The 24,636-nt window shown below is 49.2% G+C and carries 22 protein-coding genes; 17 read left to right on the top strand and 5 right to left on the bottom strand.

Annotated elements, in window-relative coordinates:
* Nucleotides 1-10: 10 nt before the first annotated feature.
* Entirely contained in the window at nucleotides 11-799 is a 789-nt protein-coding gene (nagB, locus tag PSDT_RS08110) for a glucosamine-6-phosphate deaminase (protein ID WP_006289001.1), read from the bottom strand.
* 330 nt (nucleotides 800-1,129) lie between these two features.
* Here nagB and PSDT_RS05150 point away from each other — a divergent pair, with 330 nt between their 5' ends.
* The 6 genes from PSDT_RS05150 (at nucleotide 1,130) to PSDT_RS05125 (ending at nucleotide 6,421) form a co-directional block, all read left to right on the top strand.
* Complete coding sequence (locus tag PSDT_RS05150; protein ID WP_006290310.1) at nucleotides 1,130-2,164, top strand: sugar kinase; 1,035 nt, start codon at nucleotides 1,130-1,132, stop codon at nucleotides 2,162-2,164.
* Entirely contained in the window at nucleotides 2,145-2,798 is a 654-nt protein-coding gene (locus PSDT_RS05145) for a bifunctional 4-hydroxy-2-oxoglutarate aldolase/2-dehydro-3-deoxy-phosphogluconate aldolase (protein WP_006289003.1), read from the top strand. The genes PSDT_RS05150 and PSDT_RS05145 overlap by 20 nt, the downstream gene beginning before the upstream one ends.
* A gap of 21 nt (nucleotides 2,799-2,819) precedes the next feature.
* Nucleotides 2,820-3,656, top strand: a complete 837-nt coding sequence (locus PSDT_RS05140) for a sugar phosphate isomerase/epimerase family protein (protein ID WP_143828283.1) — start codon at nucleotides 2,820-2,822, stop codon at nucleotides 3,654-3,656.
* 60 nt (nucleotides 3,657-3,716) lie between these two features.
* Nucleotides 3,717-4,520 (top strand): gluconate 5-dehydrogenase, encoded by an 804-nt coding sequence (locus tag PSDT_RS05135; RefSeq protein WP_006289005.1) that lies wholly within the window; start codon nucleotides 3,717-3,719, stop codon nucleotides 4,518-4,520.
* 80 nt (nucleotides 4,521-4,600) lie between these two features.
* Nucleotides 4,601-5,242 (top strand): RpiB/LacA/LacB family sugar-phosphate isomerase, encoded by a 642-nt coding sequence (locus PSDT_RS05130; protein WP_006289006.1) that lies wholly within the window; start codon nucleotides 4,601-4,603, stop codon nucleotides 5,240-5,242.
* A gap of 81 nt (nucleotides 5,243-5,323) precedes the next feature.
* Nucleotides 5,324-6,421 (top strand): glycoside hydrolase family 88/105 protein, encoded by a 1,098-nt coding sequence (locus PSDT_RS05125; protein WP_006291824.1) that lies wholly within the window; start codon nucleotides 5,324-5,326, stop codon nucleotides 6,419-6,421.
* A 59-nt stretch (nucleotides 6,422-6,480) separates the two neighbouring features.
* On the opposite strand, the gene PSDT_RS05120 is transcribed toward PSDT_RS05125, so the two are convergent.
* Together PSDT_RS05120 and PSDT_RS05115 are read right to left on the bottom strand one after the other, a co-directional pair.
* Nucleotides 6,481-7,413, bottom strand: a complete 933-nt coding sequence (locus PSDT_RS05120; protein WP_006289008.1) for an N-acetylglucosamine kinase — start codon at nucleotides 7,411-7,413, stop codon at nucleotides 6,481-6,483.
* Between the two features lie 42 nt (nucleotides 7,414-7,455).
* Nucleotides 7,456-8,544: an ROK family protein gene (locus PSDT_RS05115; protein WP_143828303.1), complete on the bottom strand. Its 1,089-nt coding sequence runs from the start codon at nucleotides 8,542-8,544 to the stop codon at nucleotides 7,456-7,458.
* 227 nt (nucleotides 8,545-8,771) lie between these two features.
* Here PSDT_RS05115 and PSDT_RS05110 point away from each other — a divergent pair, with 227 nt between their 5' ends.
* The 7 genes from PSDT_RS05110 to PSDT_RS05080 all read left to right on the top strand — a co-directional run bounded on the left by PSDT_RS05110 (nucleotide 8,772) and on the right by PSDT_RS05080 (nucleotide 17,914).
* Nucleotides 8,772-10,043, top strand: a complete 1,272-nt coding sequence (locus tag PSDT_RS05110; RefSeq protein ID WP_006290314.1) for an ABC transporter substrate-binding protein — start codon at nucleotides 8,772-8,774, stop codon at nucleotides 10,041-10,043.
* A 97-nt stretch (nucleotides 10,044-10,140) separates the two neighbouring features.
* Complete coding sequence (locus PSDT_RS05105) at nucleotides 10,141-11,046, top strand: carbohydrate ABC transporter permease (protein ID WP_006289011.1); 906 nt, start codon at nucleotides 10,141-10,143, stop codon at nucleotides 11,044-11,046.
* Nucleotides 11,043-11,921, top strand: coding sequence for a carbohydrate ABC transporter permease (locus PSDT_RS05100; protein ID WP_006290316.1), 879 nt, complete (start codon nucleotides 11,043-11,045; stop codon nucleotides 11,919-11,921). Before PSDT_RS05105 ends, PSDT_RS05100 begins: the two co-directional genes overlap by 4 nt.
* 19 nt (nucleotides 11,922-11,940) lie before the next feature.
* Entirely contained in the window at nucleotides 11,941-13,677 is a 1,737-nt protein-coding gene (locus PSDT_RS05095) for a hypothetical protein (RefSeq protein WP_006289013.1), read from the top strand.
* A 46-nt stretch (nucleotides 13,678-13,723) separates the two neighbouring features.
* Nucleotides 13,724-14,572: a GRP family sugar transporter gene (locus tag PSDT_RS05090; RefSeq protein ID WP_006289014.1), complete on the top strand. Its 849-nt coding sequence runs from the start codon at nucleotides 13,724-13,726 to the stop codon at nucleotides 14,570-14,572.
* A gap of 71 nt (nucleotides 14,573-14,643) precedes the next feature.
* On the top strand, nucleotides 14,644-16,353 hold the full coding sequence (locus PSDT_RS05085; protein WP_006289015.1) for an acid phosphatase: 1,710 nt from the start codon (nucleotides 14,644-14,646) through the stop codon (nucleotides 16,351-16,353).
* 91 nt (nucleotides 16,354-16,444) lie between these two features.
* Complete coding sequence (locus tag PSDT_RS05080; protein ID WP_006289016.1) at nucleotides 16,445-17,914, top strand: alpha-L-fucosidase; 1,470 nt, start codon at nucleotides 16,445-16,447, stop codon at nucleotides 17,912-17,914.
* A 128-nt stretch (nucleotides 17,915-18,042) separates the two neighbouring features.
* Here the strand turns inward: PSDT_RS05080 and PSDT_RS05075 are convergent, their stop codons facing one another.
* On the bottom strand, nucleotides 18,043-18,942 hold the full coding sequence (locus PSDT_RS05075; RefSeq protein WP_006289017.1) for a DUF3784 domain-containing protein: 900 nt from the start codon (nucleotides 18,940-18,942) through the stop codon (nucleotides 18,043-18,045).
* Between the two features lie 147 nt (nucleotides 18,943-19,089).
* Here PSDT_RS05075 and PSDT_RS05070 point away from each other — a divergent pair, with 147 nt between their 5' ends.
* The 4 genes from PSDT_RS05070 (at nucleotide 19,090) to PSDT_RS05055 (ending at nucleotide 23,697) form a co-directional block, all read left to right on the top strand.
* A complete protein-coding gene (locus PSDT_RS05070; RefSeq protein ID WP_006289018.1) occupies nucleotides 19,090-20,358 on the top strand; it encodes an MFS transporter in 1,269 nt (422 codons plus the stop codon).
* 2 nt (nucleotides 20,359-20,360) lie between these two features.
* Nucleotides 20,361-21,452 (top strand): FAD:protein FMN transferase, encoded by a 1,092-nt coding sequence (locus tag PSDT_RS05065; protein ID WP_006290317.1) that lies wholly within the window; start codon nucleotides 20,361-20,363, stop codon nucleotides 21,450-21,452.
* Nucleotides 21,449-22,099, top strand: a complete 651-nt coding sequence (locus PSDT_RS05060) for an NADPH-dependent FMN reductase (protein ID WP_006289020.1) — start codon at nucleotides 21,449-21,451, stop codon at nucleotides 22,097-22,099. The genes PSDT_RS05065 and PSDT_RS05060 overlap by 4 nt, the downstream gene beginning before the upstream one ends.
* 212 nt (nucleotides 22,100-22,311) lie before the next feature.
* Complete coding sequence (locus tag PSDT_RS05055) at nucleotides 22,312-23,697, top strand: NADPH-dependent oxidoreductase (RefSeq protein ID WP_006289021.1); 1,386 nt, start codon at nucleotides 22,312-22,314, stop codon at nucleotides 23,695-23,697.
* A 58-nt stretch (nucleotides 23,698-23,755) separates the two neighbouring features.
* Here PSDT_RS05055 and PSDT_RS05050 read toward each other — a convergent pair whose 3' ends face one another.
* Nucleotides 23,756-24,544 (bottom strand): nitroreductase family protein, encoded by a 789-nt coding sequence (locus PSDT_RS05050; protein ID WP_006289022.1) that lies wholly within the window; start codon nucleotides 24,542-24,544, stop codon nucleotides 23,756-23,758.
* Nucleotides 24,545-24,636: the final 92 nt, after the last annotated feature.

The following is a 24,636-nucleotide window of genomic DNA, read 5'->3' as shown; positions in this document are numbered from 1 at the left end:
TTCGTACGACTCAGATTGTTTGCCAAGATGGCTTGTGTTCATATGAAAACTGATAATAATCCTTGTAGCGGAGCTCGGATGCCGCAGCGTTATTAAGGATTATCGTTGCATGGGGGTGAAGTTGAATAACAGAGGCTGGGCAGGAAGATGTGATGCCGCCCTCGCAAGCTTGTGCGACAGCATGAGCTTTATTCCGCCCGAAGGCTAATAAAATTAGATGTTTTGCACGCATGATGGTTCCGATTCCCTGCGTTATTGCATGCGTAGGAACCGCATTCGGGTCATTTCCAAAAAAGCGTGCATTATCTATACGAGTCTGTCTGGTGAGGGCTTTAACCCGAGTTGTCGAAGATAGTGATGAACCGGGTTCGTTGAATCCGATATGTCCATCAACTCCAATTCCCAAAAGTTGAATATCAATTCCTCCGGCCTCGATTATTTTTCTTTCATAATCAGATCCAGCATTTTTGAGACCGTCAAGGCTTCCATCTGGAACATGGACTAGTTGAGGATTAAGCCCCAATGGTTTCGTGACCGTACGAGCAATGGTGGCTTTGTATGATTCTGGGTGACTATCTGCAATACCAACGTATTCGTCCAGTGCGAACCCTTTCACGCTCCCCATATCGATACACTCGTCTTTGATTACCGATGCAAGGCAGTGATAGGCGGTTAGAGGGCTGGAACCGGTAGCAAGTCCGAGAACAGTATCGGGCTTTTTTTTGATGGAATCGGCCACAAAACGGGCATAAATCTTTCCAGCGGTTTCTTCACTATCCACAATGATTATCTCGGACATGGTCATCCTTTCCTTAGGAGGTTCGTCTCTTAATGATTACAGTCTTAGTATAAGACAAACTCTCAGATAAGAAAAAATATTTGAAATTGATTGGTGGATTATAAAACAATTACTCAAATAGCGTATTCTTCGCGGTAGCTGAAAGGCGACGAGAGTATTATTTGATGCTTATAAAAGTGTTGAAAACAACGGGATATTTAGGTCTATTCGTAAGCATATTAATTTTTTTCAAAATTGTGGCGTGTCGAGCTTCATTTATATCAAATGAGAAGATATAATCAATACAAGAAGCTGTTGGTGCAAAGAGGCAGCATGTGAAAGTGTATTGTTATGGTTGATCTGCGGATGGATGACTTTCGGTCCTCAACCAACCGGGAGTGCGGAACTAAGGCCTTTCTTCTGGCTGGAGAAGCGCTGGGCCTTTTTGTCGCACACGACCGAGGAGATCTTGCCACAGTGAGGCATTTTTCCAGCTCTGTGGCAGGTGCCGAGTTGAACGTAGCAATTGGGCTTTCTCGTCTAGGACAGCGAGCTCTTTTCCTTAGCAAAGTAGGAGATGATCCGGTAGGTCGTAAAATACGGTTGAAATTACAGTCGAATCAAATCTCTGATAAATATTTGTTTAAGCTGGATAATCGCCGCACTGGTTTGATGATGAAATCCAGAGTTTCTGAAGGTGATCCTGAAGTCGTGTATTGGCGCCATGATTCAGCCGCGTCAACCATCGCGCCCATGGATATACGCGAAGTCGATTTTGATGAAATCAAAGCTATCCACATGACCGGGATTCTCCCTGCGCTGTCAGATTCTTGCTTAGAAGCCGCTTATGAAATGGTGGATATTGCGAAAAGGAATAATATATTTTTATCATTCGATCCAAATGTTCGCATTTCTCTCTGGAAGGACGAGAGGATGATGCGTTCCCGTCTCAATGATTTCTGTTCCAAGGCCGATTTGGTAATTCCTGGCCGAGGTGAGGCTGCTTTTTTGAGCCAAAAGGATAGCCTCGCTGCGATGGGTTCTTTCTTCATCAAGAATGGCGCACGGTTTGTGATTATCAAAGATGGGGTCAAAGGTGCATATCTAACTGATGGGAAGCATGAGACTTATGTAAGTGCTTTTATCGTCGAGTCGGTCGTAGATACCGTTGGAGCTGGAGATGGTTTTGCAGCGGGAGTTCTGTCTGCCTTGGCGGAGGGGCTTCCTTTCGCACGGGCTCTCGAAAGAGGCTGTGCGATAGGGGCAATACAAACTCAATCTGAGTCGGACAACGACGGGCTTCCTAATTCTGAGGAATTAACGAATTTTATTGAATCACACCTACAATTACAATTAAGGGAAGGTAATGAAATTGAGCAAAACTGATTCCTTGGTCGAGAATCTCTCGACAATCGGCTTAGTACCTCTAATCACTTTGAAGGATTCTCACGATGCCGTTCCTCTCGCTAAAGCCTTGGCCGAGGCTGATACACCAGTAGCTGAAATTACTTTTCGATCGGGTGCCGCAATCGCTGGCATGGAACAGATTCACGAAAAGATGCCCGAGATAATTCTTCTTGCGGGGACGGTTCATGAAGTCAACATGGCGAAGAATGCTATCAGCGCGGGTTGCTCCGGCATCGTTACACCTGCTCTTAATACCAAAGTAGTGAAATGGTGTATTGAGAACGATGTGTCAGTGATTCCTGGCATAGCTACTCCGACGGATATCGAGTGCGTGCGTGAATTAGGACTACGGTATATGAAGTTTTTCCCTGCTGTCGCCTATGGGGGAGTCCAAACCCTAACGTCGCTCCAGGCGCCCTTCCCTGATGTTTCTTTCTTGCCAACCGGAGGGATTAATTTGGACAACATGATTTCTTTTGCCAAACTCAAAAATGTCTTCGCTGTTGGTGGCTCATTTCCCGTGCCGAATCAAGCGTACGAAGCACATGATTGGGACGCGGTCACACGGCATTGTAAAAAGATGAGGATGATTCTCTCAAGCGCTTTAGATTGAAGCTATTCTCAGGATTAAAGTATGATCAATATAGCAGTTCGCGGACATGACGTTTCTAATGTCACTACGATTCCTCAACTTGCAAATAAATTGCAAGAATATGGTGTTCATGGTGTCCAGCTTTCGCTTCCGATACAATTTCCTGAAATCTCTGATGGGAAAAAGATGAATCCTGGACTTGGAGCTTATTGTAGGCGAGTGTTCTCATCAGCGGATGTACAAATCGCGGTTTTAAGCTGTTACTTTAACATGATACATCCGGATTCAGTCTATCGGCGACAGCTAATTCGCCGTTTCAAGAACTATCTGCGTTTCGCTGGCTGTTTTGGCGCGGATTTCGTCGCGAGCGAGACAGGCTCGGTACGCCCCATCCCCAACGTTTATGATCCGAAGAATTTTGCCGAGGAATCATATACTGCGGTGCGGGCTGTAATAGAAGAACTCGTCTCTTATGGAGAAGAGGTGGGTTGCAGGGTTGCGATTGAACCGGGAATCAATCATCCGATTTGTTCTCTTTCTAAGACTCTGCGTATTCTTCATGAAATAAGCTCACCATGGCTAGGCGTCATTTTCGATCCCACCTCTTTGGTTTGCGCACATAATGTTGAAGAATTGCCCAGGATCATCGAGAAAGGTTTTGACTCCTTATGCGACGATATTTTCGCAATCCATGTCCGGGACTTCACTGTTGTACCTGGCCAGGAACAAGTCCAGACCTGTGATAACGGTTTAGGAGTTCTTCCAACCACGCATATCCTGGATTTGGTCAAGACGAATAAGCCTATGGCATCAGTGGTTTTTGAAGAGACGAAAGGAGACGCAATACGATCAATTGTCGATAGATATAGCGAATACTGATTCAACTTTGATTTTTTGTTTTCCTTTGAAAATAGGAAAGAATATTAAAAGGAGTGCAATATGTTCTCAATGGAAAAGTTTTCTTTGCAGGGGAAGGTCGCGCTGGTTACCGGTGCCAGTTATGGGATTGGGTTTGCGATTGCTTCTGCCTTGCATAAGGCTGGTGCTCGGATCTCGTTTAACGATATCGACGAAAGCTCAGTCGAGCGTGGTATGAAGGCATACGAGGAAGCCGGTATTCCTGTTAAGGGATATGTGTGCGATGTTACGGATGAGAAGGCTGTTGGTCAGTTAGTCGAATCCATCGAAAATGATTTGGGGGTAATCGATATTCTTGTCAACAACGCAGGTATTATCAAGAGAATCCCAATGGTGGAAATGTCTGAATCTGACTGGCGCCGGGTAATTGATATCGATCTCACGGGTCCCTTTATTGTTTCCAAGGCGGTGATTCCAGGTATGATTGAAAAGGGGCATGGGAAAATCATCAACATCTGCTCGATGATGAGTGAGCTTGGTCGTGAAACGGTAAGTGCTTATGCCGCGGCGAAAGGTGGTCTTAAGATGCTTACTCGAAATATTTGTTCAGAATATGGCGGTGAGAATATCCAGTGCAATGCAATTGGACCAGGGTATATCGCCACACCTCAGACTGCGCCTTTGCGGGAAATTCAACCTGATGGTTCGAGGCATCCATTCGATCAGTTCATTATCGCTAAAACTCCTGCTGCACGTTGGGGAACAACAGAGGATTTGCAAGGACCTGCTGTTTTCTTGGCCTCTGAGGCATCGGATTTTATCAATGGGCATGTTCTTTATGTCGATGGTGGCATCTTGGCATATATTGGCAAGCAGCCTCAATGATTGTGGTGTCTGTAGGTGATGATGTTTGAAGACCAGTAGCAAAAACTGTGCAAATTAAACATTTTAAAAAGGGAAAACATATGAAAGTAGCCTTAATTAACGAAAATTCTCAAGCTGGGAAAAATCAGCTGATTTTCGATACGTTGAAAGTCGTTTGCGATAGGAAAGGGTATGAATCCTTTAACTATGGGATGTATGGGGAAGAAGACGAACCACAGCTCACCTATGTACAAAATGGGCTTTTAGCTGCTATCCTGCTTAATTCTGGCGCGGCCGACTTCGTCATCACCGGATGTGGCACTGGTGAAGGCGCCATGACTGCATTGAACGCTTTCCCGGGAGTGGTTTGTGGCCTTGCGGTTGAGCCCACCGATGCGTATCTTTTCAGTCAGATTAATGGTGGGAACGCTTTATCTATTCCTTTCGCGAAAGGTTTTGGATGGGGGGCTGAGCTGAATCTGAAATTGATTTTTGAACGCTTGTTCTCCGATCCGATTGGTGGAGGGTATCCTCGAGAACGTGCAATTCCTGAGCAGTGCAATGCGAGAATTTTGCGTTCGCTCAAGAGTACCCTTTATAAGCCTATGCCTCAAATTCTTCATGAATTGGATGAAGAATTCGTCAAAAATACGATTTCCGGCAAACATTTCGAAGAGTATTTCCTGGCAAATGCCCAAGATGGTCAAATCCGCGATATTATCGCGGCTATGCTGAAGGGCTAACCTTTTTCCACCTCACTATGGATCCCTGTAAGAACCGTTCATGCTGTTCTTGCAGGGTCTCTTAATAAGCAGGAGATGATTATGAAATCAGACTTTGATAAATCTACTCTCATCAAAGTTATTAATAAGTTGTCGCTAAGAATGGTTGAACTCACTGATGATACAGGAGAGTTCTCGTTCAGAGCTAAAAATGGGCGATTGATTGATAACAAAAGTTTTCGTTATTGGGAATGGACTGCTGGCGTTGGTCTTTACGGCTTATGGCGATATTATTCCCTTACACGGGAGCAGCGAATTCTGCATTCGATTGAAGAATGGTTCAGTGATCAATTCTCGAGTAATGAGCAAGTGGAAAAAAACATCAATACCATGGCTCCGGTTCTGACGCTCGCTTTTTTGTATGAAGAGACCGGCGATAAAAAATATCTACCTTATCTGGAGAACTGGGGCGATTGGATCTATCATGAACTGCCCCGTGTGGGCGGCGCCTTTCAACATGTAACGTTGGGCGATAGCCATCCTGGTGAGATTTGGGATGATACACTTATGATGTCAGTCCTCGCTTTGGCCAAAATTGGTGTGCTTCTTAACGATAAGTCATATGTCGAAGAAGCAAAGAAGCAGGCGCTTTTACACATTTATTATCTCCAAGATAAAGCGACAGGCTATTGGTACCATGGTTGGTCCTTTAACGAGCGGAGCAATTTGAGCTCCGTGTTCTGGGGGAGAGGAAATTCCTGGGCAACCATTGCTTTGCCTGAGTTAGTCGCGGTATTGGGCTTGGGGCCAAGTGATTCCTTCTATCAGGTAGTGCAGCTTTCTTTTGAGAATCAGGTTCGCTCTTTGCTGGAAGTGCAGAGTCCAACAGGCATGTGGCATACGGTTTTGGATGATGATGCTTCCTATGAGGAAAGTTCCGCGACAGCAGGAATCGCTTATGGCCTTCTTTTAGGTATTCATATGCGATTACTCGACCGTCATTACCACGCCGCTGCTTTACGGGCAGTCCATGGTTTGATAGGGGAGATCACTGATACGGGCGACCTTAACCAAGTATCAATTGGGACACCTCTTGGCAAAAATAAGGAATCTTATATGAATATCCGTCTCTCCACCATGCCTTATGGGCAGGCTATGGCTATTCTTGCTCTTACCGAGTATCTGAGAGAATTTTATTGATGGTTTCTTTGCCAAGCTGACAGTCAGCTTGGCAAAGAAGAGTCCGTAGGCTTTTCCCCTTATGCCTGTTGGGCAACGATCCGTTGGGCGAGCCGGAGTGCGCCTTCGACTGGGGCTGTGTTGGCGATGTGCAAGGTAAGCGGAAAGGGGAGAGTTCTAAGCTTCTTCGCAAGGAACTCCTGTAACTTTCTCTGGTGCAAAATTACGCCGCCGGCAGCTACAACGGAACTTCCTGTCGCTCCCTGCCTTTGAACCGACTCTAAATATTCCAAAACATGGTCTATAGCATTGCGAATTACCCGATGTGCGATTGGGGATCCAGCGTTTGCCGCATCGAATACGAGGGGGGCATAATGGCCCCAAGCTGTTTCCTGTGCATTCTCTCCGAAGGCAAAGGTCAATGAAAAAAGGTCGTCTGCGTGAAAAGCTTGAAGAAAAAGGGAGAAAAGGGGATCGGAAAGAATAAAATCGGTGCCTTGGGTAGTCGCCGTGGAGAGCATCTCCTTCATTGATTCCCTGACAAGTGCCGGTGCGCTGCAATAGTCATCTAAGAGCCAGCCGTATCCATATCCTCCGGCTCGGATAAGTCTGTTGTCTTTATCGCGTGAGAGACAAATCGTACCGGTGCCGATAACGAGATTTATTGCATCGTCGATTCCTTCCGCCATGCTGATCAATTCGGCATCATTCACCAAGGCTATTGATGAATGTAACTTCTCACGGAGATACGATTGTATTTTACGGATTTGTGATTCGGTCTCCGCACCGTGCATACCAATGGCGATGGAAGTGATCCTCGGGTCAATGGGTAGTTCGAGATGTCCAAAGGAGTTTAAAAGATGGTCCAAATCTTCGAGTTTAACAGTATCGCTGCACTCTCTCCAACTAGTGGTTGGTACTGTGATATCACTTCGAGTGCCGTTTTCATCTTCTAGGGCAAAGGAGGTCTTCGTGCCTCCGATATCGATACCGAGAAATTGTTGAATGGGCATATAAAAGTCCGATCTGATCAGGCGAATTTGGCTGTCTCACCCCTAAAAGAGGGTTGTTCTTACTTTAGCTGTGACAAGGGCGGATGCCCCAATTGCTCTACTTTCTTGACTTGCCGTATCTTCGACGAGATTCGGTGGATAGGGGATACGGCCCACGAGTTTTTCATGTACTTTTTCGAGGTCGATATACGCCTTGATGTTTGGGGCGATATCGAAGAAAACAGTATCTGGGTCAAGAAGGACGCAGATATTCGCGATTGCCATGGAAATGAGAGAGATAATCGTGTCATAAGCTCTCTCCTTATTATCGTTAGCCTGGACGAATTCATCTCGAAGTCGGGTCTCCAAATCACCTGAAAGGGTGTAATAAGAATCGAAAGAATTCAAATTGGTTAAGCTGAAACCGATTTCTCCCGCTGATCCGTGTACACCATTGATCATTTGATTGTTCACGATTAATCCGGTGCCAACCCCAAATTCCCTGATGACCAGACCAACTAAAACTTTCCGGTTACTTTCCGATGATTGATGTTTCATAGATTCGCCCATTGCGAAAGCGTTAGCGTTATTGATGATGAAAATCGGGTCTTGATATTTTACGCGGAGGATATCGCCAAGAGAGACATTCATCCACGACAGTTCACTGGCAGTACTTACAACGCCATTTTTCTTGACGCTTCCTGGAACGATGAGAGAAAGTCCTTTGCAAGGGATTTGATGATCGCTTGCCCAGCTCTTAAGCTCATCAATAAGGTTCAAAGTCAAATCGATGTGGTTCGGTTTATCATGAAAGGATTCAGAGGAAACAGCGGCGTGATAAAGTATGCTGTTATCAATCCCCGTGATATAGCCATCGATAGCTTTCAGCTCAATATCAACCACAATGCACGATTGGAAACTTGAGTTCAGTGAAAAAAGCTGCTGACTACGTCCTCTCTGGATATGCCGATTCCCCGATGCTTGGATTACGTGAAGCTGTTTTAGATATGAGCATAACTTATAAGTGGTTGATGCAGGAACCCCAATCCCATCGGCGATCTCTTTGCTTGATGCGGTTTGATATGTGCATAGATAGTTGACGATCGCGGTACAGCGTTTCGCAAGCAGAGATTCGGTATTTTGAGAATCCATAGCGCCTCCAAGTAATCCGTCTTTATCATACAGTAACCATCCACAGAGACGAGAATTATATGATTTTTGATAAAAATTGTACCAAGCATTTCGAGATATTTCGAGAAAAGACACGCCGTAAAGGGCTTATTTTAAAGGATTGGCTTTTTTCTCAAAAGATATGCTATACTGAAATTGATCGGACGCAATGGTGTGGTTCCGGTTAATTCCTAGAGGAGTAAACGATTATGAGAAATCAATGGAAGAAAGCATTGGCCTTTCTCTTATCCACAGCCACTCTGTTTGCCACCGCAGCTTGCGGAGCGAATGGTAATGGCGGTTCTACATCGTCGGATGATGGAAATAAAAAGAGCATCACGCTTACTTTTTCGGATGATCAGAATGATGCATACAAGACCATGGCAAAACTTTACACCAAAGAAACAGGCGTAAAAGTCAATATCATGGAAGTTCCCTATTCTGATTTGAATACGAAAATCTCGAACGCGAGTAAGGCCGCCGATTTGCCTGATGTCGCCCGCGTTCCACAGCTGGATCCGGTCTGGATGGGTAAATTACAGGATCTGACAGACCTTTCAAATAAGACGGGGGTGATGAAAAGCCTCGTTACCAAAGATTCGAAAGGGAAAATCCTACAAATGCCGTCTGATTTGACGGCTGTTGGCATGTTCATCAACACATCATTATTTGATAAAGCTGGCGTCTCTTATCCCAAGTCTTATGAAGAGAGTTGGAGCTGGGACGAATTCATCCAAGCTGTTACAACAGTTCAGAAGAAGACTGGTGCAAAATACGGATTTGTTATGGACCCCTCGACACATCGCGAACGGTCTTTCATGTATTCATTCGGGTCAAAGGGGGTTCGGAAGCAGAAAGATGGCAGCTGGGCTCTTGATAATAAGGCTAAGGATGCATTGCAGTTTTTGAAGAAAATCGATAATGATGTGATTATGCCTAAATCGGTTTTCGCCTCCAACGCCGATCCGTCAGCTCTCTTCAAAACAGGACAAGTTGCTGCGTATTATTCTGGTAATTGGCAAATTGCCGATTTCATCAATTCAATCTCCTCTTTTAAATGGAAGAGCGTCGTGATGCCGCAGCAGCCAACAAGGGCAACCAATCTCGGAACCAGCTATATGGTCACTTTTAGTAAATCAGGTCGGAAATTCCTCAATTGGTTTTATCAGAAAAAGAATTATACGAAATTCTGTGAGCAGGGGAGCTATCTCCCAGCAACTGCAGGAATTTCACCTGTCTATGCGCAGCGTAACGAGGATCAGCAACTTTATCTTACGTATATCAATAAGGTTGCTGATAAGGAGCTGGCTTCGCACCAAATCATCGTTCAACTGCAAGCAACTTTAGCAGGAGGCACGACAGAGGAAGATCCTATGAAAGCTCATACTCTCAAGTATCTCACTGGCGAAGAAACTTTGGATAAAGCCATTAGCAGCATGAATGCTGGGTACACTTCCTGGTACAACGCTACGGATGATTAAATTCAATCGGCTCAGGTAACTTAACGCTCTCCTGCTCCATTTGTGGAATCGATGATTTCCTGTGGAGCAGGAGACATAATACAAAGGAGCATTATTCATGGCTCTGCGACGATATAGTGATGCAAAGAATCCCTCGAAAATGAAAAAGCCAATTCTGTTCCCTCTGGCTCTTATCATCCCCGCAGCGATTTTGTATATAATTTTCTTTGTTGGACCCGCTGTAATTGGCCTTTATTATTCATTTACGAACTATAAAGGGCTAGATAATTATAAGTTCGTTGGAATTCGAAATTTTCAGCGGCTCTTTGTGGATCCGGATTTCTGGTCTGCTCTGAAACGCACATTCGAATACGTTGTCATAAATGTTCCTTGTGCAACAGCGCTTGCTCTTTTAGCTGCGATTCTTGTAACAAGCAGGCATGCTTTGGGCAGTTCAGCTGCGAAATTGCTTTTCTTCATACCATCCTTGGTCTCTCCAATCATCATCGGATTGATTTGGCGCTGGATGTTTGGGGAAAGCTTTGGAATTGTCAATCAAGTTATTCACGCCTTTGGCGGAAAAGCTTTGCATTGGGAGACGGATTCCAACCTGGCTTTTCTTGTCCTAATTTTTGCCAGTTGTTGGGGTATCGCGTTCAATATGCTTCTCTTTATCGGCGCGCTAAAAAATGTTCCCACTTCATTGTATGAAGCGGCGGAGATTGATGGAGCAAATGCTTGGCAACGATTCATTCACATCACTCTCCCCGGTATTGCACCCACGATGTTTATGGTGATTCTCCTTGGCTCCATCGGTGGGATTAAGGAATTCGCTATGGTTCAGGCTTTGAATAATGGTGGCCCCGGAACCTCTAATAGGCTGGTTGTGCAGTATATCTACCAGACAGGCTTCTCATATTCCCGAATTGGATACGCATCTGCGGCCTCCATGATTCTCATGATAATCCTGGTCGTCTTGACTCTCATTCAAATGGTTGTCAATCGTAAGAACGGAGGTCAATGATGACGAATGAGATTGAAAACAGCAAACAAAGCCGTCATCCTGTACGGAAAGTATTAGCTAAACTGAGGAATTGTGGACCGGTAACCATAGCTCTTTGGGTTATGGTCATCATTTACTCCTTTCCCATTTTCTGGTTGCTCCTATCCTCCTTCAAAGGCCCCGATGAGCTTTTCGCTTTGCCGATGAGTTTCTTCCCGCGGCGCTGGACAGTTTCGGGGTATATAGCTGCTTGGCAGCGAATTGATTTTGCACGCTACTTCATGAATACGGCTGTCGTAGCGATAATCACCACAGTTTTAACTGTCGCATTGAGTGCCATTACCGGCTATGCGCTGGCAAAATATGATTATTGGTGGACAAGGGCATTTTTCATCGCGCTTTTGCTGACTACCATGCTTCCTACGGAAGTCATCATGTCGCCATCATTTATTGTCGTTCACAAGATGGGGATGTATAACACCCTCGCAGGCATCATTGTTCCTTCCATCATCACAGCAACAGGAATTTTCATGTTTCGGCAATTCTTCATCAGTGTGGACGACGAAATGATGCAGGCGGCCCGTGTTGATGGTTGTTCGGAACTACAAATTTTCATGCACGTGATGTTACCGATGTCACTCCCCACGATGATTACTCTGGCTATTTTTTCCATGGAATGGCGTTGGAATGATTATATTTGGCCATTGATCATTCTGAACGATCCCAAGAATTTCACGCTGCAAGTCGCACTCCGAAGCTTGGTAGGGGCAGAAAAAGTGGATTGGTCAGTGTTGCTTCCAGCCTCTGTTATTTCAATGATTCCTCTCTTAATCCTCTTCTGCATTTTCCAGAAATACATTGTTGGTGCGGATCTTGATGCAGGTTTGAAAGGTTGATATTTCGAAAGGACCGGCAATGCTTGACAAGCTTTACAAAAGAAAACTCATCGAAGCTACTTTATCGGATTTTGTCCCTGATCTCTTACGGACTGATGCCTTTAAGACGTTTCAACAGTTGTCACACCGGGAGACGATGGAACGAATCAAAGGAGTGGTGGCACTGAGCTGTTTCGAAGAAGTAGCGGAAATCGCTGAAATCGAAAAATTGTTTGGAATTTCCGACGTTCTTCTGGAACATTTACAGAGCTTACAGCTGGAGAATGGTTTGTTCTCGGGAGGAGATAACCTTGAATCACCTCCCGACAGCGCTTTTACCATTAATGATCTCTGCTCGGCTATCGAGATGCTCTCGATACAGGGGTCTTTGTCTCCTTGGCAACAAAGCACCTTGGATTCTTTGAAACGAATCGCTCGCAAGGCAGCTCCTGCCATGTATGGAGGAGGGGTCCATACGCCGAATCACCGCTGGGAGATTTCATCCGCTTTGATTGGTCTCGGCGTTTTCCTCGAAGATTCCACTCTTTTGGACCGTGCGCAATTGTGGCTTGGTGAGGGCATTGACATCCAATCGGATGGTCTTTACTCCGAACGAAGTCCGAATTATGCCGCCTATGTAACAAACCCTTGTCTCATTTCTATCAGCAGACGATTAGTAAAGGGTGACTATATGCATATAGTCAATCGGAATTTGAGATCTGAAGCCTTGCTGCTACGGCCTGATGGCCGGCTTGAGACAATCGAATCCCGGCGGCAGGATCAATTCGAGCCATTCGACCCGCGGCCTTTTCTTTCCCAAGCTCGATTACTCGCGCAGATTGAAAAGAACCCTTTGGTAGTTGACTTTGCCCGTGAGCTTTCATCACGAAAGATCTTAGATCCAGCCCGTCATCTCACCGAGCTGGTCCTTAATCCGCTGATTGCTCTTTGTCTTCCAGACCATGGTAACTGTTCTGCTCAATCGAAGGTAGAATCTGGCAAGGAATTGAGTTATACGGATTTCTGTGAAAGTAAACTTTCTCGTGTCGTACTCAGAGGAAGCCTTATAAAGCCTACAGAGACGGCCACCGTGTATGCAGGATCCGACTTCAACCGGTTCTTCCGTGTCGCATCAGGGCTATCGAACAATCCCACAATTTTCAGTTATTTAACTCAGGGGATTTGCCTAGAATCGTTACGGATTTCTCCGAACTTTTTCGATCTTGGTCCTTTAAGACCTGATTCTCTCTCCAGAGATCGGGATTTATGGATTCTTGAAGATACGATTTCAAGTGGATATTATGGGCCCTTAGTCTCGTCCGAGCAATCGGCTTCAGGCGAATACGAGTTAACCGATGATGGACGCTTTTATGCTCAGATGGCGTTCGGGAAGCGTCATAAGAGCAGGATGGAACTGTCGGCGAGGATTTCAATATCTGTTAAGACCGGTGCTTTTTCGGTTCGTGTCCATTTTGCTGGGCCTACGACACCCTTTGCTTGCGCTTTAGGTCTTACGGGCAGACACCTTAAGATTATCCAAGGAGCTCTGAAGGACGGTGAAGCTTACTACGCTGTCGAGGGTTCTCCCGTGGTCGTATCCAACGGACATCAAGCCTTGGATTTGGTGGGGCACGGCGCCTCTCTACCATATCACTTTCCTTATAAGTCAGGGGAAGCTTATGAATATATCAATGGGGATGATGTTTTTCCCGGACTAAAGCTCGTTTTCAATGGGCTTACTTCTGATGCGTTTAGTATCGAAGGTAGGTTGAGATGATTTTGAATTTATCCGTCGCATGCTCTAGAACCAGTAGAGGTGCCAGTTGAATATACTTATTGGCCTAGTTCCCGCGCTTTTTTGGGGGATTCTTCCTTTGTGGCTTCGAAAGGTCACAGGTGGGACTTATCAAAGTCAACTTGTAGGAACTACTGGAGGTGTTTTACTAGTTGCTTTGACCATGGAAGTGCTCTGCCGTTTCCCCGTGACTCCGAAGGCTTTTATAATTTTTTTCCTGTCCGGTTTCTTCTGGAGTTTCGGGCAAGCGGGGCAGTATTTCTCTTATGAATCCTTAGGCGTGAGCTTGACCATGCCCCTTTCTACCGCTTTGCAAGTAGTAGGGAACGGTTTCATTGGTGGGATTCTTTTTGCCGAGTGGAAAGGTTCCCCTCGCCTCATTTTTTTGGGCGTTGTCGCTCTCTTTGTCATCTTAGTCGGAGTCATATTGACCAACAAACGTGGACAGGATTCTTCCGAGGGAACGTTTAAGAACTATATGATTTTGGTTCTCTCTACATGCGGTTACTGGCTCTATTCGGCTTTACCATTGTTGGCGGATCAGTCATCAAAAGTGATTGGTTTCCTTCCGCAAGCGTTTGGGATGTTCCTGTCTTCAATACTAATTTCAGCCCGTGAACGCTCTGAAATTCTATCGAAAGAGACGCTCAAGAATCTTAGCTCTGGGGTAATTTTTGCTATAGCGGCTTTTACTTACCTCGTTGCGATGTCGCGGTTGGGAATGGTTAATGCTTTTGTCCTATCACAACTTAATGTGGTCGTCTCTACGGTAGCGGCAATCCTTGTTTTACAAGAGACCGATAAACGTTATATTCCTCGGATACTTTTAGGCTTGGTGCTCATCATTGCAGGAGCCGCTCTAATGATTATGAAATAAGGGGTTTTCTATTAATTGTAGCTTACGTTTTCAACAAAAGTTCCATAACCGATCATTTGAAAGGACATCCTATGAAAAAGGGAACTACATTATTAAGTAGCAGTCAAGGTTTTTTGCCAAGTCTCGCGGGTTGTTTGCTCTCCTGTGTTTTGGTATGTGCGGGTATCAACACACCAGTAAAGGTAGCTTACGCTGCCCAAGACAGACAAACGACTCTATTTTCGGAAATCAATAATTATTGGACACCTCCGGCTGCGCCTTATGATGGAACTGCGCGGGGAGGCGCTGTCAAGCAGGCTGGGAAGCTCCTTTTTCAAGCTAATGATTCGACGATTGTGGAAATCAACCATCAAGGAAACGAATTCGGCCAACATGATGTCCGGAATTCGGGAATTAATGCACAGCAAGCGCGTGCTTTAAGTGATCGGAACGCAGACGATGATGTAGCGCATGAGTTTAAAGATGGTTTTGGCCCAGTGCTTGGCCGGTATTTTGAAGAAGGCTATAATGGTGGAAGTTTGGAGCTGACGAAGACGGTTATGGAATCCACAGGCTGGAGCACGAACCCTGCCAAGAACGCGTACCAAACTCCACGGCCATATGTTCAGCGTGACCGTTGGCTGCCGAATAAAGAGAACTTAGTTAAAGGGACAAACAATCTCAATGGGTTGGCGCCAACCTTGGATATCATCAAGGTCCCAGACGCATATGGTTCGGATGGGAAAAGGCATAGCGCCGACTACCCCAAGAATAGTTATGAGGGCTCTTTCCCCTCGGGACATACGAACAAGGCGTATTCCAGAGGCTTGATCCTTGCGACCATGATTCCTGAACTTGCGCCTGAAATACTGGCAAGGACCTCGGAAGCTGGTAATAACCGAATTGTCTTGGGAGTACACTATCCCCTTGATGTGATTGCTGGACGTATCAGCGGAACAGCATCCACGGCAGACTATTTCAATAAGAATCAAGAGCAAATTATTAATGCGCATCATGAGTTGGTCTCTTATCTTGTTAGGCGTTGCAAAAATGATAATCTTGGGAACACCCTTCAAGCATGCATTAGCAATGTAAAAGCTGATTCCACTCGGGGATACAAGAATGATTTTGTTGATGTGGTTTCTCGTGAATCGGTCAAAGATAAAAAATCAGCATTGGCTGTTTATACACGCCGAATGACCTACAATCTACCTAAAATTAACGCTCAAGGGGTAAAACCCTCTTCCCCCTTATCGGCTAGTGCGCTCCTTCAGTTTGCTTATCCATCACTAAATGAGAAACAGCGCTTAGAAGTGCTGGAGAAAACCTCCATTGAATCGGGCTATGTCTTCGATACGTCCGCTGAAGGCTGGAACAGGATTAATTTAGCCCGCGCGTTGGACAGTGAAGTTGTTCTTGACAAGACAGGCGCAATTGTCAGAATCACTGATTCTGACAGTCCTAAAGTTGTTATCCAAACCAGTCCGAGCCAGAAGGATGATAAAAAAGGTGATACGTCTGCTTATCCTGGACAACCAGGAAGAAACAATCATGGAGGGGATAACGGTGAAAAGTCTGCGAGTTCCACGCCAGCTGTTAAGCCCCAATCTCAATGCGAGGGTGGGGGAATCCATTCTCATCAAGATGCGGAGTCCCTTCCTCCAACATTGGCAGCTACCGGGGTAGATACTCAAAGATTCCTTATGTTTTCTTTCCTCGCTTTGGTGGCATCGGCTATTTTGATGCAAAGCAGGTTTTGGATGTGGAGGAATGATGCTTTGAGGAAGGATTCTCCGAGATAGCCAAGTATATTTCTTCCCCTTTCACTATTAGTGGGATGCGGTATCGAACCGTTATATTGACATTTATTATGATAATTAGAAAGTATTTAAAATGTTGACAATGCAGCATGTTGAGAGCGTAATTGCTGATGGGCCATATGAGCCGACTTGGAGGTCGCTGTCTCAGGCAAAAATCCCAGATTGGTTTTCCTCAGCGAAATTCGGAATCTTCACTCATTGGGGGCTATATTCCCTGCCAGTTTTTGGAAACGAGTGGTACTCAAGGAATATGTATATCCAGGATTCACCTGAATGCAGATATCATAAACGTATTTATGGTTCTCCAAAAGACTTTGGCTATAAAGATTTTATCCCAAAGTTTGCGGCAGTGGAATTTGACCCCGACGAGTGGATGGAAATCATTGCAAGTTCAGGTGCAAAATATTACTTCCCGGTCGCTGAACATCATGATGGGTTTCAAATGTATGCGAGCTCCCTTTCCCACTATAATTCTTTTGAGATGGGGCCTTATCGTGACATAATCGCCGAATTGAGAAAAGCCGCATTAGATCGTGGGATTCACTTCGCCTTGTCAAACCATCGCGCCGAACACTGGTGGTTTATGGGACGTGGCCATGATTTTGAATCGGATATCAACGAAGATTTGTCTCGTGGGGACTTCTATTGGCCAGCTAAGCCTGAGCCCTCCGACCATTTCGATTGGCATAGTACTCCATACCCTAATCGCGAGTTTTTAACTGACTGGTTGTTGCGCAACTGTGAATTGGTTGATAGATTCATGCCGGAGCTAGTGTATTTCGATTGGTGGATACAACATGAAGCTTTTAAGCCATATCTCAAGGATTTTAGCGCTTATTATCATAACAGAGCAGCCGCTTTGGAGAAAGATGTCGCTATCTGTTTCAAAGGGGATGGTATGGCATGGAATAGCGGAATCGTTGATGTGGAAAGAGGGGGACTCGAAACGACAAGCGCTAGTGTTTGGCAGACCGATACGGCTGTGGCGCGTAATTCTTGGTGTTTTACAAAAAATCTAGACTATAAGTCTACCGCTGAGATTATCGCAACATTGATTGATACGGTGAGTAAAAATGGGAATTTACTTTTAAATATCGGTCCTGCAGGAGATGGAAAAATTCCTGAGCAGGACCAAAAGATTCTGAAGAAAGTAGGACGGTGGCTCCGAGCTAATGGAGATGGGATCTATGGGAGCAAGCCATGGAAGAAATTCGGAGAAGGCCCTACGCATACCCCCGCAGGATCTTTTGCTGACTCGACCGCTCCGCAGTGGACTAGTCAAGATTTCCGTTTTACGACTAATGGGGGGTCGATTTATGTCTATTGCCTTAACCCCTCGAAGCAAGATCGTTTTGTTGTCCGTAGTTTTGCTCGATATCACCAAGGGAATATGCCAGCTTTCCACGGATTAATTGAATCCGTTGAGCAATTGGGGGCTGGAGTAGTTCGATATTTACAGGGTGATGAAGGACTTGTGATTTGGTCTCAGAATAAGAATGAATTCGATGAAACACCGATTTGCTTTCGTATAAATGTAAATTAGCGGTTTCTAAGCTTTAGGTATCTGCTCTGGTTCCCAAACTCTGAAGAACTTAGATGAAAAACAATTTGAGGGGTGGAAGAATCGGAGTTCCGGGGGGGTTTACCGTGAGCGGCGAACTGGAGCTCGAGTTATTCCGCCCCCAAAGCTGCTTCAAGATACAAGTCGTTGGGGAAATCCTTGAGTGTCAGCAGACCATGAGCCGCGTCGATCTCGCTTTCCTGCACCTGCCCGGTCGGGGGAATCTCGGTTCCTTTGGCCGAATCGGCGGCGGAAACCGAATAGGCCTCGAGCGTCGGCTCCCATCGTGCGGTGAAAACGACAGGGGAGCCGTTGATGGATCCTTTCAGGGTGAACTCCTTATGCCGGTGGCCTTCGTCGCATGTGGTCAGCAGAGTGTACTGGCCGGCGATAGGGTCCTCGCTGGTGTCACCGGTGCGGTGGGCGTACCGGTACTTCGTTTCCAAGGAGTCCCGGGCCCGCGGCCATCCCTTGGCGATTTGGTCGGCGGCATCCCTCCAGCAAGGAGTTTTGAGCTTGGAGCCGCCGCCCTGCCTCTGTGCTTGGTTCAGAGCCCTCCTGAAAAGGTCGGCGCTGCCGCTTCGGGCGGCCTCCCGCAGATCCCTTCCGATCCTTGCCTGCAGCTTTCTCTCCCGGTAGGCGCTGGTGAGGATGAGGATGACCCCTATCGCTGCGACAATGATGCAGGGGATGTAGAAATAGATGGAATACTTGGGGCCGAGAATGAAGCTGGGGAGAAAGATGCAGCCAGCGAGGAGAAAGAAAGCATAGCCTTTGTCAAAGACGGAGCTTCTACCGCTTTCATCGTCATCGTTGCCGTTGCCATCACCGTTGCTGGAGGATTTCAGAGGCGAGTCATCATCCCCCACCTTGACGAATTGGATCATCTTGTATTTCTCTTGGTCGGGGAAGATCCGCATGTGGCCGGAGAGGATGTCATCAATGCGTGGATGATAAGGTCGCAGGAGGAAGCCCGCTTTTGAGGGTTGGTTCGCGACGGCGTCATCCATAAAGCCTCTCTTCGATATGATGCAAAATCAATGATGGTTGTGCACTTTCATCAATAATGATTGGTTGCCAATCTACCGGAATCGTTGGAGAAGCCCCCGCTTCCACGCCTCTGAGTAGGCTCAGGACCATTACGATGGAGGACGGCTATGGAACAAGGCGTCGAACAGGTCGATCGCAAGGACCGCATAGATCAGGTCGGTCAAAGGGTTGAGACGGAACCCGGGAAAAGCGGGAGGGGGATTTTCGCTCTCTCTTTCGGGGCTTTCGCTTATGGGGCAGCGGAATTCGTCATGATGGGAGTGCTCACCCAAGCGGCGGCGAGCACGCACGTCAGCATCCCCACGGCCGGCCATTACATCTCCGCCTATGCGTTCGGGGTCTGTCTGGGGGCCCTCATCCTGGTCTTCGGCCGGCGGGCCAAACCGAAGAATCTGCTCATCTCCTTCATGATCATCGCCCTGGTTGGCGACCTCATAGCCGCTTCAGCCCCGAATTTCGCCCTCCTGCTCGCCGGCCGGTTCATTTCCGGCCTGCCGCATAGGGCCTTCTTCGGGACGGCGACCATCGCGGCCCAGCGGCTGGCTGCTCCGGGCAGGGAGGCGAGGTCGGTCTCCCTCATGGTCACGGGACAGACCGTAGCCAACATGGTCGGGGTGCCCCTGGGCACTTTGCTGGGGGATAAGGTCTCCTGGAGGCTGGCCTTCGCGATTCTGGCCTTGTGGGCGGCGGCGACCGTGGTCCTCATGCTGGCCTGGATTCCGCAGTTGAAGCCGATTCCCGACGCAGGGCTGAAAGGCCAGTTCCGTTTCCTCAAGTCCCCCCGGGCCTGGTTGGTCCTGGGGGCGGTGCTTTTCGGGAATACCGGCATTTTCTGCTGGTGGAGCTACGTTTCCCCCTGGCTGACCCATGTGGGGACTTATCCTTCGGCCGCGGTGCCGGCTTTGATGGCCCTGGCGGGGTTCGGCATGGTCCTGGGCGGGCTGACCGCCGGGAGGGTGTCCGACCACTGGGTCCCAGGAGGGACAGCTGCCTTGGGGCAGCTTCTGGCGACTGCGGCTTTGCTGGTCATCTTTTTCGACAAGGGGTCCCGGCCGACCAGCGCCCTCTTGACTTTCATCCTGGCTTTCGGCATGTTTTTCGTCTCCGCCCCGCAACAGTATCTGATGGTCAAAGTCTCGGAAGGCGGTGGCGAGATGCTGGGGGCCGCCTTGGCGCAGATCGCTTTCAACCTGGGCAATTCCTTGGGGTCGATCATCGGCGGCTGGGCGCTGATGGCCGCCTTCATGGACTATCATTCCATAGCCTTGGCCGGAGCCCCGATAGACCTGGTCGCCGTCATCCTCCTCGGGTTTTTCAGCGCCAGGTATGAAAAACATAAACGGCTGCCTCCCATTCGCGGGGTCGAAGAGGTCTGATCATGGATTTTTACCTCTGGCGTCAGCTGCGCCTGATGGGGACGAGAATCGCCTTGTGCCTTCCCGCGGGGCGGACAGGCGATTCATCCGCCGAGGATCTTTTGGATCGGACCGAAGATCTTTTGCGCTCGTATGAGCGGATTTTCAGCGCTAATGATGATTCCTCCGGCCTCATGAAGATCAATCGGGCGGCAGGCAAGCATCCGGTCCCGGTCGATTCGCCCCAGCTGTATGATCTGATCCGTCTCGGCCGTTTCCATAGCCTCCTGCCCGGCGGAAACCTCAATATCGCCATAGGGCCTGTGGTCAAACTGTGGCATATCGGTTTCGCCGACGCCCGCATCCCCGAAGACGGGGCCATCCGCGAACGATTGGCTTTGACCGACCCCTCCCTGATCATCTGCGATGATGATAAGCGGACGGTTTTTCTGGAAAGGGAGGGGATGGAGATCGACCTCGGCTGTTTGGCCAAAGGATACATCGGCGATCTTGTGGCGGACTCCCTCCTTTCGCTCGGCCTGCGTTCGGTCTTGCTGGACCTGGGCGGGAATATCATCACGATCGGGGAGAAGATGACGGATTCGGGGTCGCGGCCTTGGCGGGTCGGTCTGCAGGACCCGGGTCGAGCGGAAGGGGTCTATGAGCGGGTCATCGATCTTCCAGGGGATTCTGGGAAAGTGAGGAATCCTAGGGAAGCGGGAGACCCAGAGAAGGTGAGGAACATAGAGACCCCAGGGAAGGCGTGGGATTCCCTACAGGAGCCGGAGGAGGATGCCAGCGGTGGGCCTGTCCTCAACTCGGTCGTCACTTCGGGGGTCTACGAGCGGAAGCTGGTCGTCGGAGGCAAAAGCTATCACCATATCATCGATCCGGAAACCGGCCGCCCCCTTGAAACGGATATGGAGTCCATCACCATCCGGTCCCGCAGGTCCGTCGACGGGGAGATCTGGACGAGCATGCTCTTCGGGAAATCGGACCGTACCATCGCGGATGTTACGCATACCATCAACCAGGCTGGAGGCGACGTGACCTGTCTGGTCATGAGAAGGCCTCACGGTAAATTGGGACCTGTAGTAACAAGGAGGTTCACGTGAAATTCGTCGCCATCGCCGGGACCAATAAGACCGGCTCGACCAATCGCAAACTGATCGATTACATCACCGACCGGTATCGGCGGTCGGAAGCGGGCGAAGACGGGCCGGAGGTAAGCTTCGAGACCCTGGACATCGCCGGCCTGCCGATCTTCTCCAAAGTGGCCGAAGAAGAAGTCCCGCCACAGGTCAAGGACCTGGCCGCGGCCATCGAATCCAGCGATGGCGTGGTCTTCGCCACCCCGGAATACGACCATGCGGTGCCCGCCGTCCTCATGAACGCCCTGGCCTGGCTTTCCTACGGAATCCACCCTTTCTACAATAAGTCGGTCATGATCGTCGGGGCTTCGTATGGGAACCTGGGCACTTCCCGCGCCCAACTGCACCTGCGCCGCATCCTGGATGCCCCGGAACTGCACGCCTTCGTCCTGCCCAGCTCGGAATTCCTAGTCGACCATTCCTTGCAGGCCTTCGACGATGATGGGAACCTGATCGATTCCGGACAAGTGGCCAAGCTGGATTCCCTCTTCCGCTCCTTCCTGGAGTTCGCCCAAGCCAGTAAGGCCGTGACCCCCCGCGCTTACGAAAAGGAGGAGATGAAGCGCTATGTGTATGTCTCCGACCCTGATTCCCCGGTCTATGGGCGCTGAGACAGGGGCCATGGCAAGACCCATGGCTGGCGGCGAGGGGTAGCGCCTTAACGCCTCCTAAGCCGAATCCGGATTTGAGGAAGCTTGATTCGACGATCGAATCGACGGCCGGGCTGGCAGGCCAATAAGCCGATAAGTCGGCGCATGGGTCAATAACCGAAATTAAAAACGAATCAATGAACAAACCGACAACAAAACGCAAAGGAGCGATCATGACCTTGAAATTCGTGGCCATCAGCGGATCCATCGACAAGAAATCCTATAACACCAAACTGCTCATGTTCATGGCCAACCATTTCCGCCAAGAGGCCGACATCGAGATCCTCGACATCAGCCAGGTGCCGATTTTCAACGAATCCGAAGACCTGAGCGAGAGCGATCTCCTGCAATACCTGAACGCGAAAATCGCCGGCTCAGACGGCGTAGTCCTGGCCACACCCGAGCATGACCACACCACGACCCCGGCCATGAAGAGCATCGTCGAATGGATGTCCTACAAGCTGCACCCGTTTGTGGGCAAGCCCGTCCTCCTGGTCGGCGCCTCATGGACGAACCAAGGGTCCTCCCGCGCCCAACTCGACCTCAAGCAGGTACTGGAATCCCCGGGCGTCAACGCCGTCGTCATGCCCGGGGACGAGTTCCTCCTAGGCAACTCCATCGAGAACCTGCCCGACGAAGGCGGTCTGCGCGATCCGAAGACCGTGGAATTCCTGACCACCGTCTTCACGAAATTCGTCTCCTGGGTCAAAGTCATGCAGGCCATGAAAGGGGAGGGAAGCGGAGCCGGAGCCGGAACTGGTGTAGGTGCCAGTCCAGCGACTGCCGATTCCTTCGAGTCCGAAAACCTGGCCGCCAGCCAACCGATCGATACCACCATCGAAGGGGTGGATATGAAGGCCGACGACTGGGTGGAGCAAGCCGCGGAAAAGACCCAAGCCGCCCACGGATCGGACTACGTGATGCTGGATCGGGGTGTCCTGAGCGTCGACCAGCTCAACTGGTTCCTCAACACCATGCCAATGGAACTCACCTACGCCGACGACAACAACCAGTTCCTCTACTATAACCGCACGGCCCCCGGCTCCCAGATGCTCGCCCCCCGCGACCCCAGCCAGGCGGGAGACGCCATGGTGGACGTCCACCCCAGCCGCGCCATCCCCGGGGTCAAGCGGGTGATTCACGCTTTGCGCCGGGGGACCGACCTGGTGCTCATGGCTGTTCCCGGTAACAAGGTGAATCAGAAATACATCATGCACTGCTACAAGGCCATGCAGGATTCCGATGGGCGATATAGGGGAGTGAACGAATGGGTGCTGGACGTCTGGCCGATCGTCGCTGACTATCTGAAGCGCACCGGACAGATGCTGGTGACGGCGGACGGGCGCATCGTTTCTCCCGAGAACGCTGGGGCGGCTTCCGTACCTGGCGGAGTAGGCGCTGGAAACTCCGCTGCTGATGCCGACGGAGGTTCTTCCGCTTCCAAGCACGGATCCGATGCCGCCTCCTCTCCTGCCGGTTCTGCTTCTATCCCCGCCGCCTCCGGCTCTGCTTCTGGATCAGCATCGGCAGATGCAGGGTCTTCAGCTTCCAAGCACTGATCGGCTTCTGTCTTGTGGCGGCTTCCGTCTTGTGGCGGCTTCCGCAGGGGGCCGCCGCTTATCGCCGGGCGTAAGAGGCGTCATCGCCCCATTCCCACGTCCCGCCGCCGGCGCCGATCTGGAAGTGGAGCTTGGCAATGCCCAAATCCACGAGGCTGAAAATTCCGGGGCCTTCCAAACTGGACTGGCTGAAAGCCCGCACCAGATCGTTGCCGGGATTGAAGGTGAAGTGTATCGGCTGGCGGTTCATGGCGGACGGGGCCTTCTGCACGGATTTTATCCCGTCGAGGAACCAGTCGGGCAGGGGAGCTTGAGCGTCATCGACCACGCTGTAAAGCTCTTCCAGCTTTTTGCTGGGGCGATGCGACTGCTGCTCGGCGCATCTTTCCTCATACGACTTGTTCATGAGCTGGTCGTAATCCTCTTGATAGCCGATGGTCAGGCATAGGTACAAGGCTTCGTCGGGGTTGATGGCGCAGGCGGCCTCGGCGGCGGCCTTGTCCCAGGAACCGGCGACCCAACCGGTCTGCAGACCGGACAAGGTCGCGGACAAAGCCAGGCGCTCGCCGTAGTATCCCAGCATTTCCAAGGCATCCGACTGGTCTTTCGGGCCGACGAGGGCGATGAAATTCCGGGCATTGCGCAGATGACCGGAGGTATTGGCCTCAGCGAAGACCTCGGGATGCCCTTCGATCAGCTGAATATGCAGGCCGGAAATCGCATTGATCGCGTCAATGTTTTGACGCAGCTGACGGCTCAGGTCCTCATCAATCGGCCTGTCCTCATAGAAACGGGTGGTGACGCGCACATCAATGGCGTCCAATAAGGAAGTATGAAAATCACTCATAGACCTATTATGGCTCATTTTCGCTTTACCCGCTTCCGTTTTCTTCCTCGGCGTTCCTTGATGTTCCGCCTCGAGTAGTCAGCGGCCGTGAT

This window comes from Parascardovia denticolens DSM 10105 = JCM 12538 (assembly GCF_001042675.1).
Classification (GTDB): Bacteria; Actinomycetota; Actinomycetes; order Actinomycetales; family Bifidobacteriaceae; genus Scardovia; species Scardovia denticolens.
Note: the sequence above shows the minus strand (reverse complement) of the source record. Positions and strands in the feature narration are given on the sequence as shown.

Excerpts from the sequence above, each read along its gene's own strand:
- nagB (WP_006289001.1), bottom strand. The coding sequence starts at position 799 with ATGTCCGAGATAATCATTGTGGATAGTGAAGAAACCGCTGGAAAGATT.
- PSDT_RS05150 (WP_006290310.1), top strand. The coding sequence starts at position 1,130 with ATGGTTGATCTGCGGATGGATGACTTTCGGTCCTCAACCAACCGGGAG.
- PSDT_RS05145 (WP_006289003.1), top strand. The coding sequence starts at position 2,145 with ATGAAATTGAGCAAAACTGATTCCTTGGTCGAGAATCTCTCGACAATC.
- PSDT_RS05140 (WP_143828283.1), top strand. The coding sequence starts at position 2,820 with ATGATCAATATAGCAGTTCGCGGACATGACGTTTCTAATGTCACTACG.
- PSDT_RS05135 (WP_006289005.1), top strand. The coding sequence starts at position 3,717 with ATGTTCTCAATGGAAAAGTTTTCTTTGCAGGGGAAGGTCGCGCTGGTT.
- PSDT_RS05130 (WP_006289006.1), top strand. The coding sequence starts at position 4,601 with ATGAAAGTAGCCTTAATTAACGAAAATTCTCAAGCTGGGAAAAATCAG.
- PSDT_RS05125 (WP_006291824.1), top strand. The coding sequence starts at position 5,324 with ATGAAATCAGACTTTGATAAATCTACTCTCATCAAAGTTATTAATAAG.
- PSDT_RS05120 (WP_006289008.1), bottom strand. The coding sequence starts at position 7,413 with ATGCCCATTCAACAATTTCTCGGTATCGATATCGGAGGCACGAAGACC.
- PSDT_RS05115 (WP_143828303.1), bottom strand. The coding sequence starts at position 8,544 with ATGGATTCTCAAAATACCGAATCTCTGCTTGCGAAACGCTGTACCGCG.
- PSDT_RS05110 (WP_006290314.1), top strand. The coding sequence starts at position 8,772 with ATGAGAAATCAATGGAAGAAAGCATTGGCCTTTCTCTTATCCACAGCC.
- PSDT_RS05105 (WP_006289011.1), top strand. The coding sequence starts at position 10,141 with ATGGCTCTGCGACGATATAGTGATGCAAAGAATCCCTCGAAAATGAAA.
- PSDT_RS05100 (WP_006290316.1), top strand. The coding sequence starts at position 11,043 with ATGATGACGAATGAGATTGAAAACAGCAAACAAAGCCGTCATCCTGTA.
- PSDT_RS05095 (WP_006289013.1), top strand. The coding sequence starts at position 11,941 with ATGCTTGACAAGCTTTACAAAAGAAAACTCATCGAAGCTACTTTATCG.
- PSDT_RS05085 (WP_006289015.1), top strand. The coding sequence starts at position 14,644 with ATGAAAAAGGGAACTACATTATTAAGTAGCAGTCAAGGTTTTTTGCCA.
- PSDT_RS05080 (WP_006289016.1), top strand. The coding sequence starts at position 16,445 with ATGTTGACAATGCAGCATGTTGAGAGCGTAATTGCTGATGGGCCATAT.
- PSDT_RS05075 (WP_006289017.1), bottom strand. The coding sequence starts at position 18,942 with ATGGATGACGCCGTCGCGAACCAACCCTCAAAAGCGGGCTTCCTCCTG.
- PSDT_RS05070 (WP_006289018.1), top strand. The coding sequence starts at position 19,090 with ATGGAACAAGGCGTCGAACAGGTCGATCGCAAGGACCGCATAGATCAG.
- PSDT_RS05065 (WP_006290317.1), top strand. The coding sequence starts at position 20,361 with ATGGATTTTTACCTCTGGCGTCAGCTGCGCCTGATGGGGACGAGAATC.
- PSDT_RS05055 (WP_006289021.1), top strand. The coding sequence starts at position 22,312 with ATGACCTTGAAATTCGTGGCCATCAGCGGATCCATCGACAAGAAATCC.
- PSDT_RS05050 (WP_006289022.1), bottom strand. The coding sequence starts at position 24,544 with ATGAGTGATTTTCATACTTCCTTATTGGACGCCATTGATGTGCGCGTC.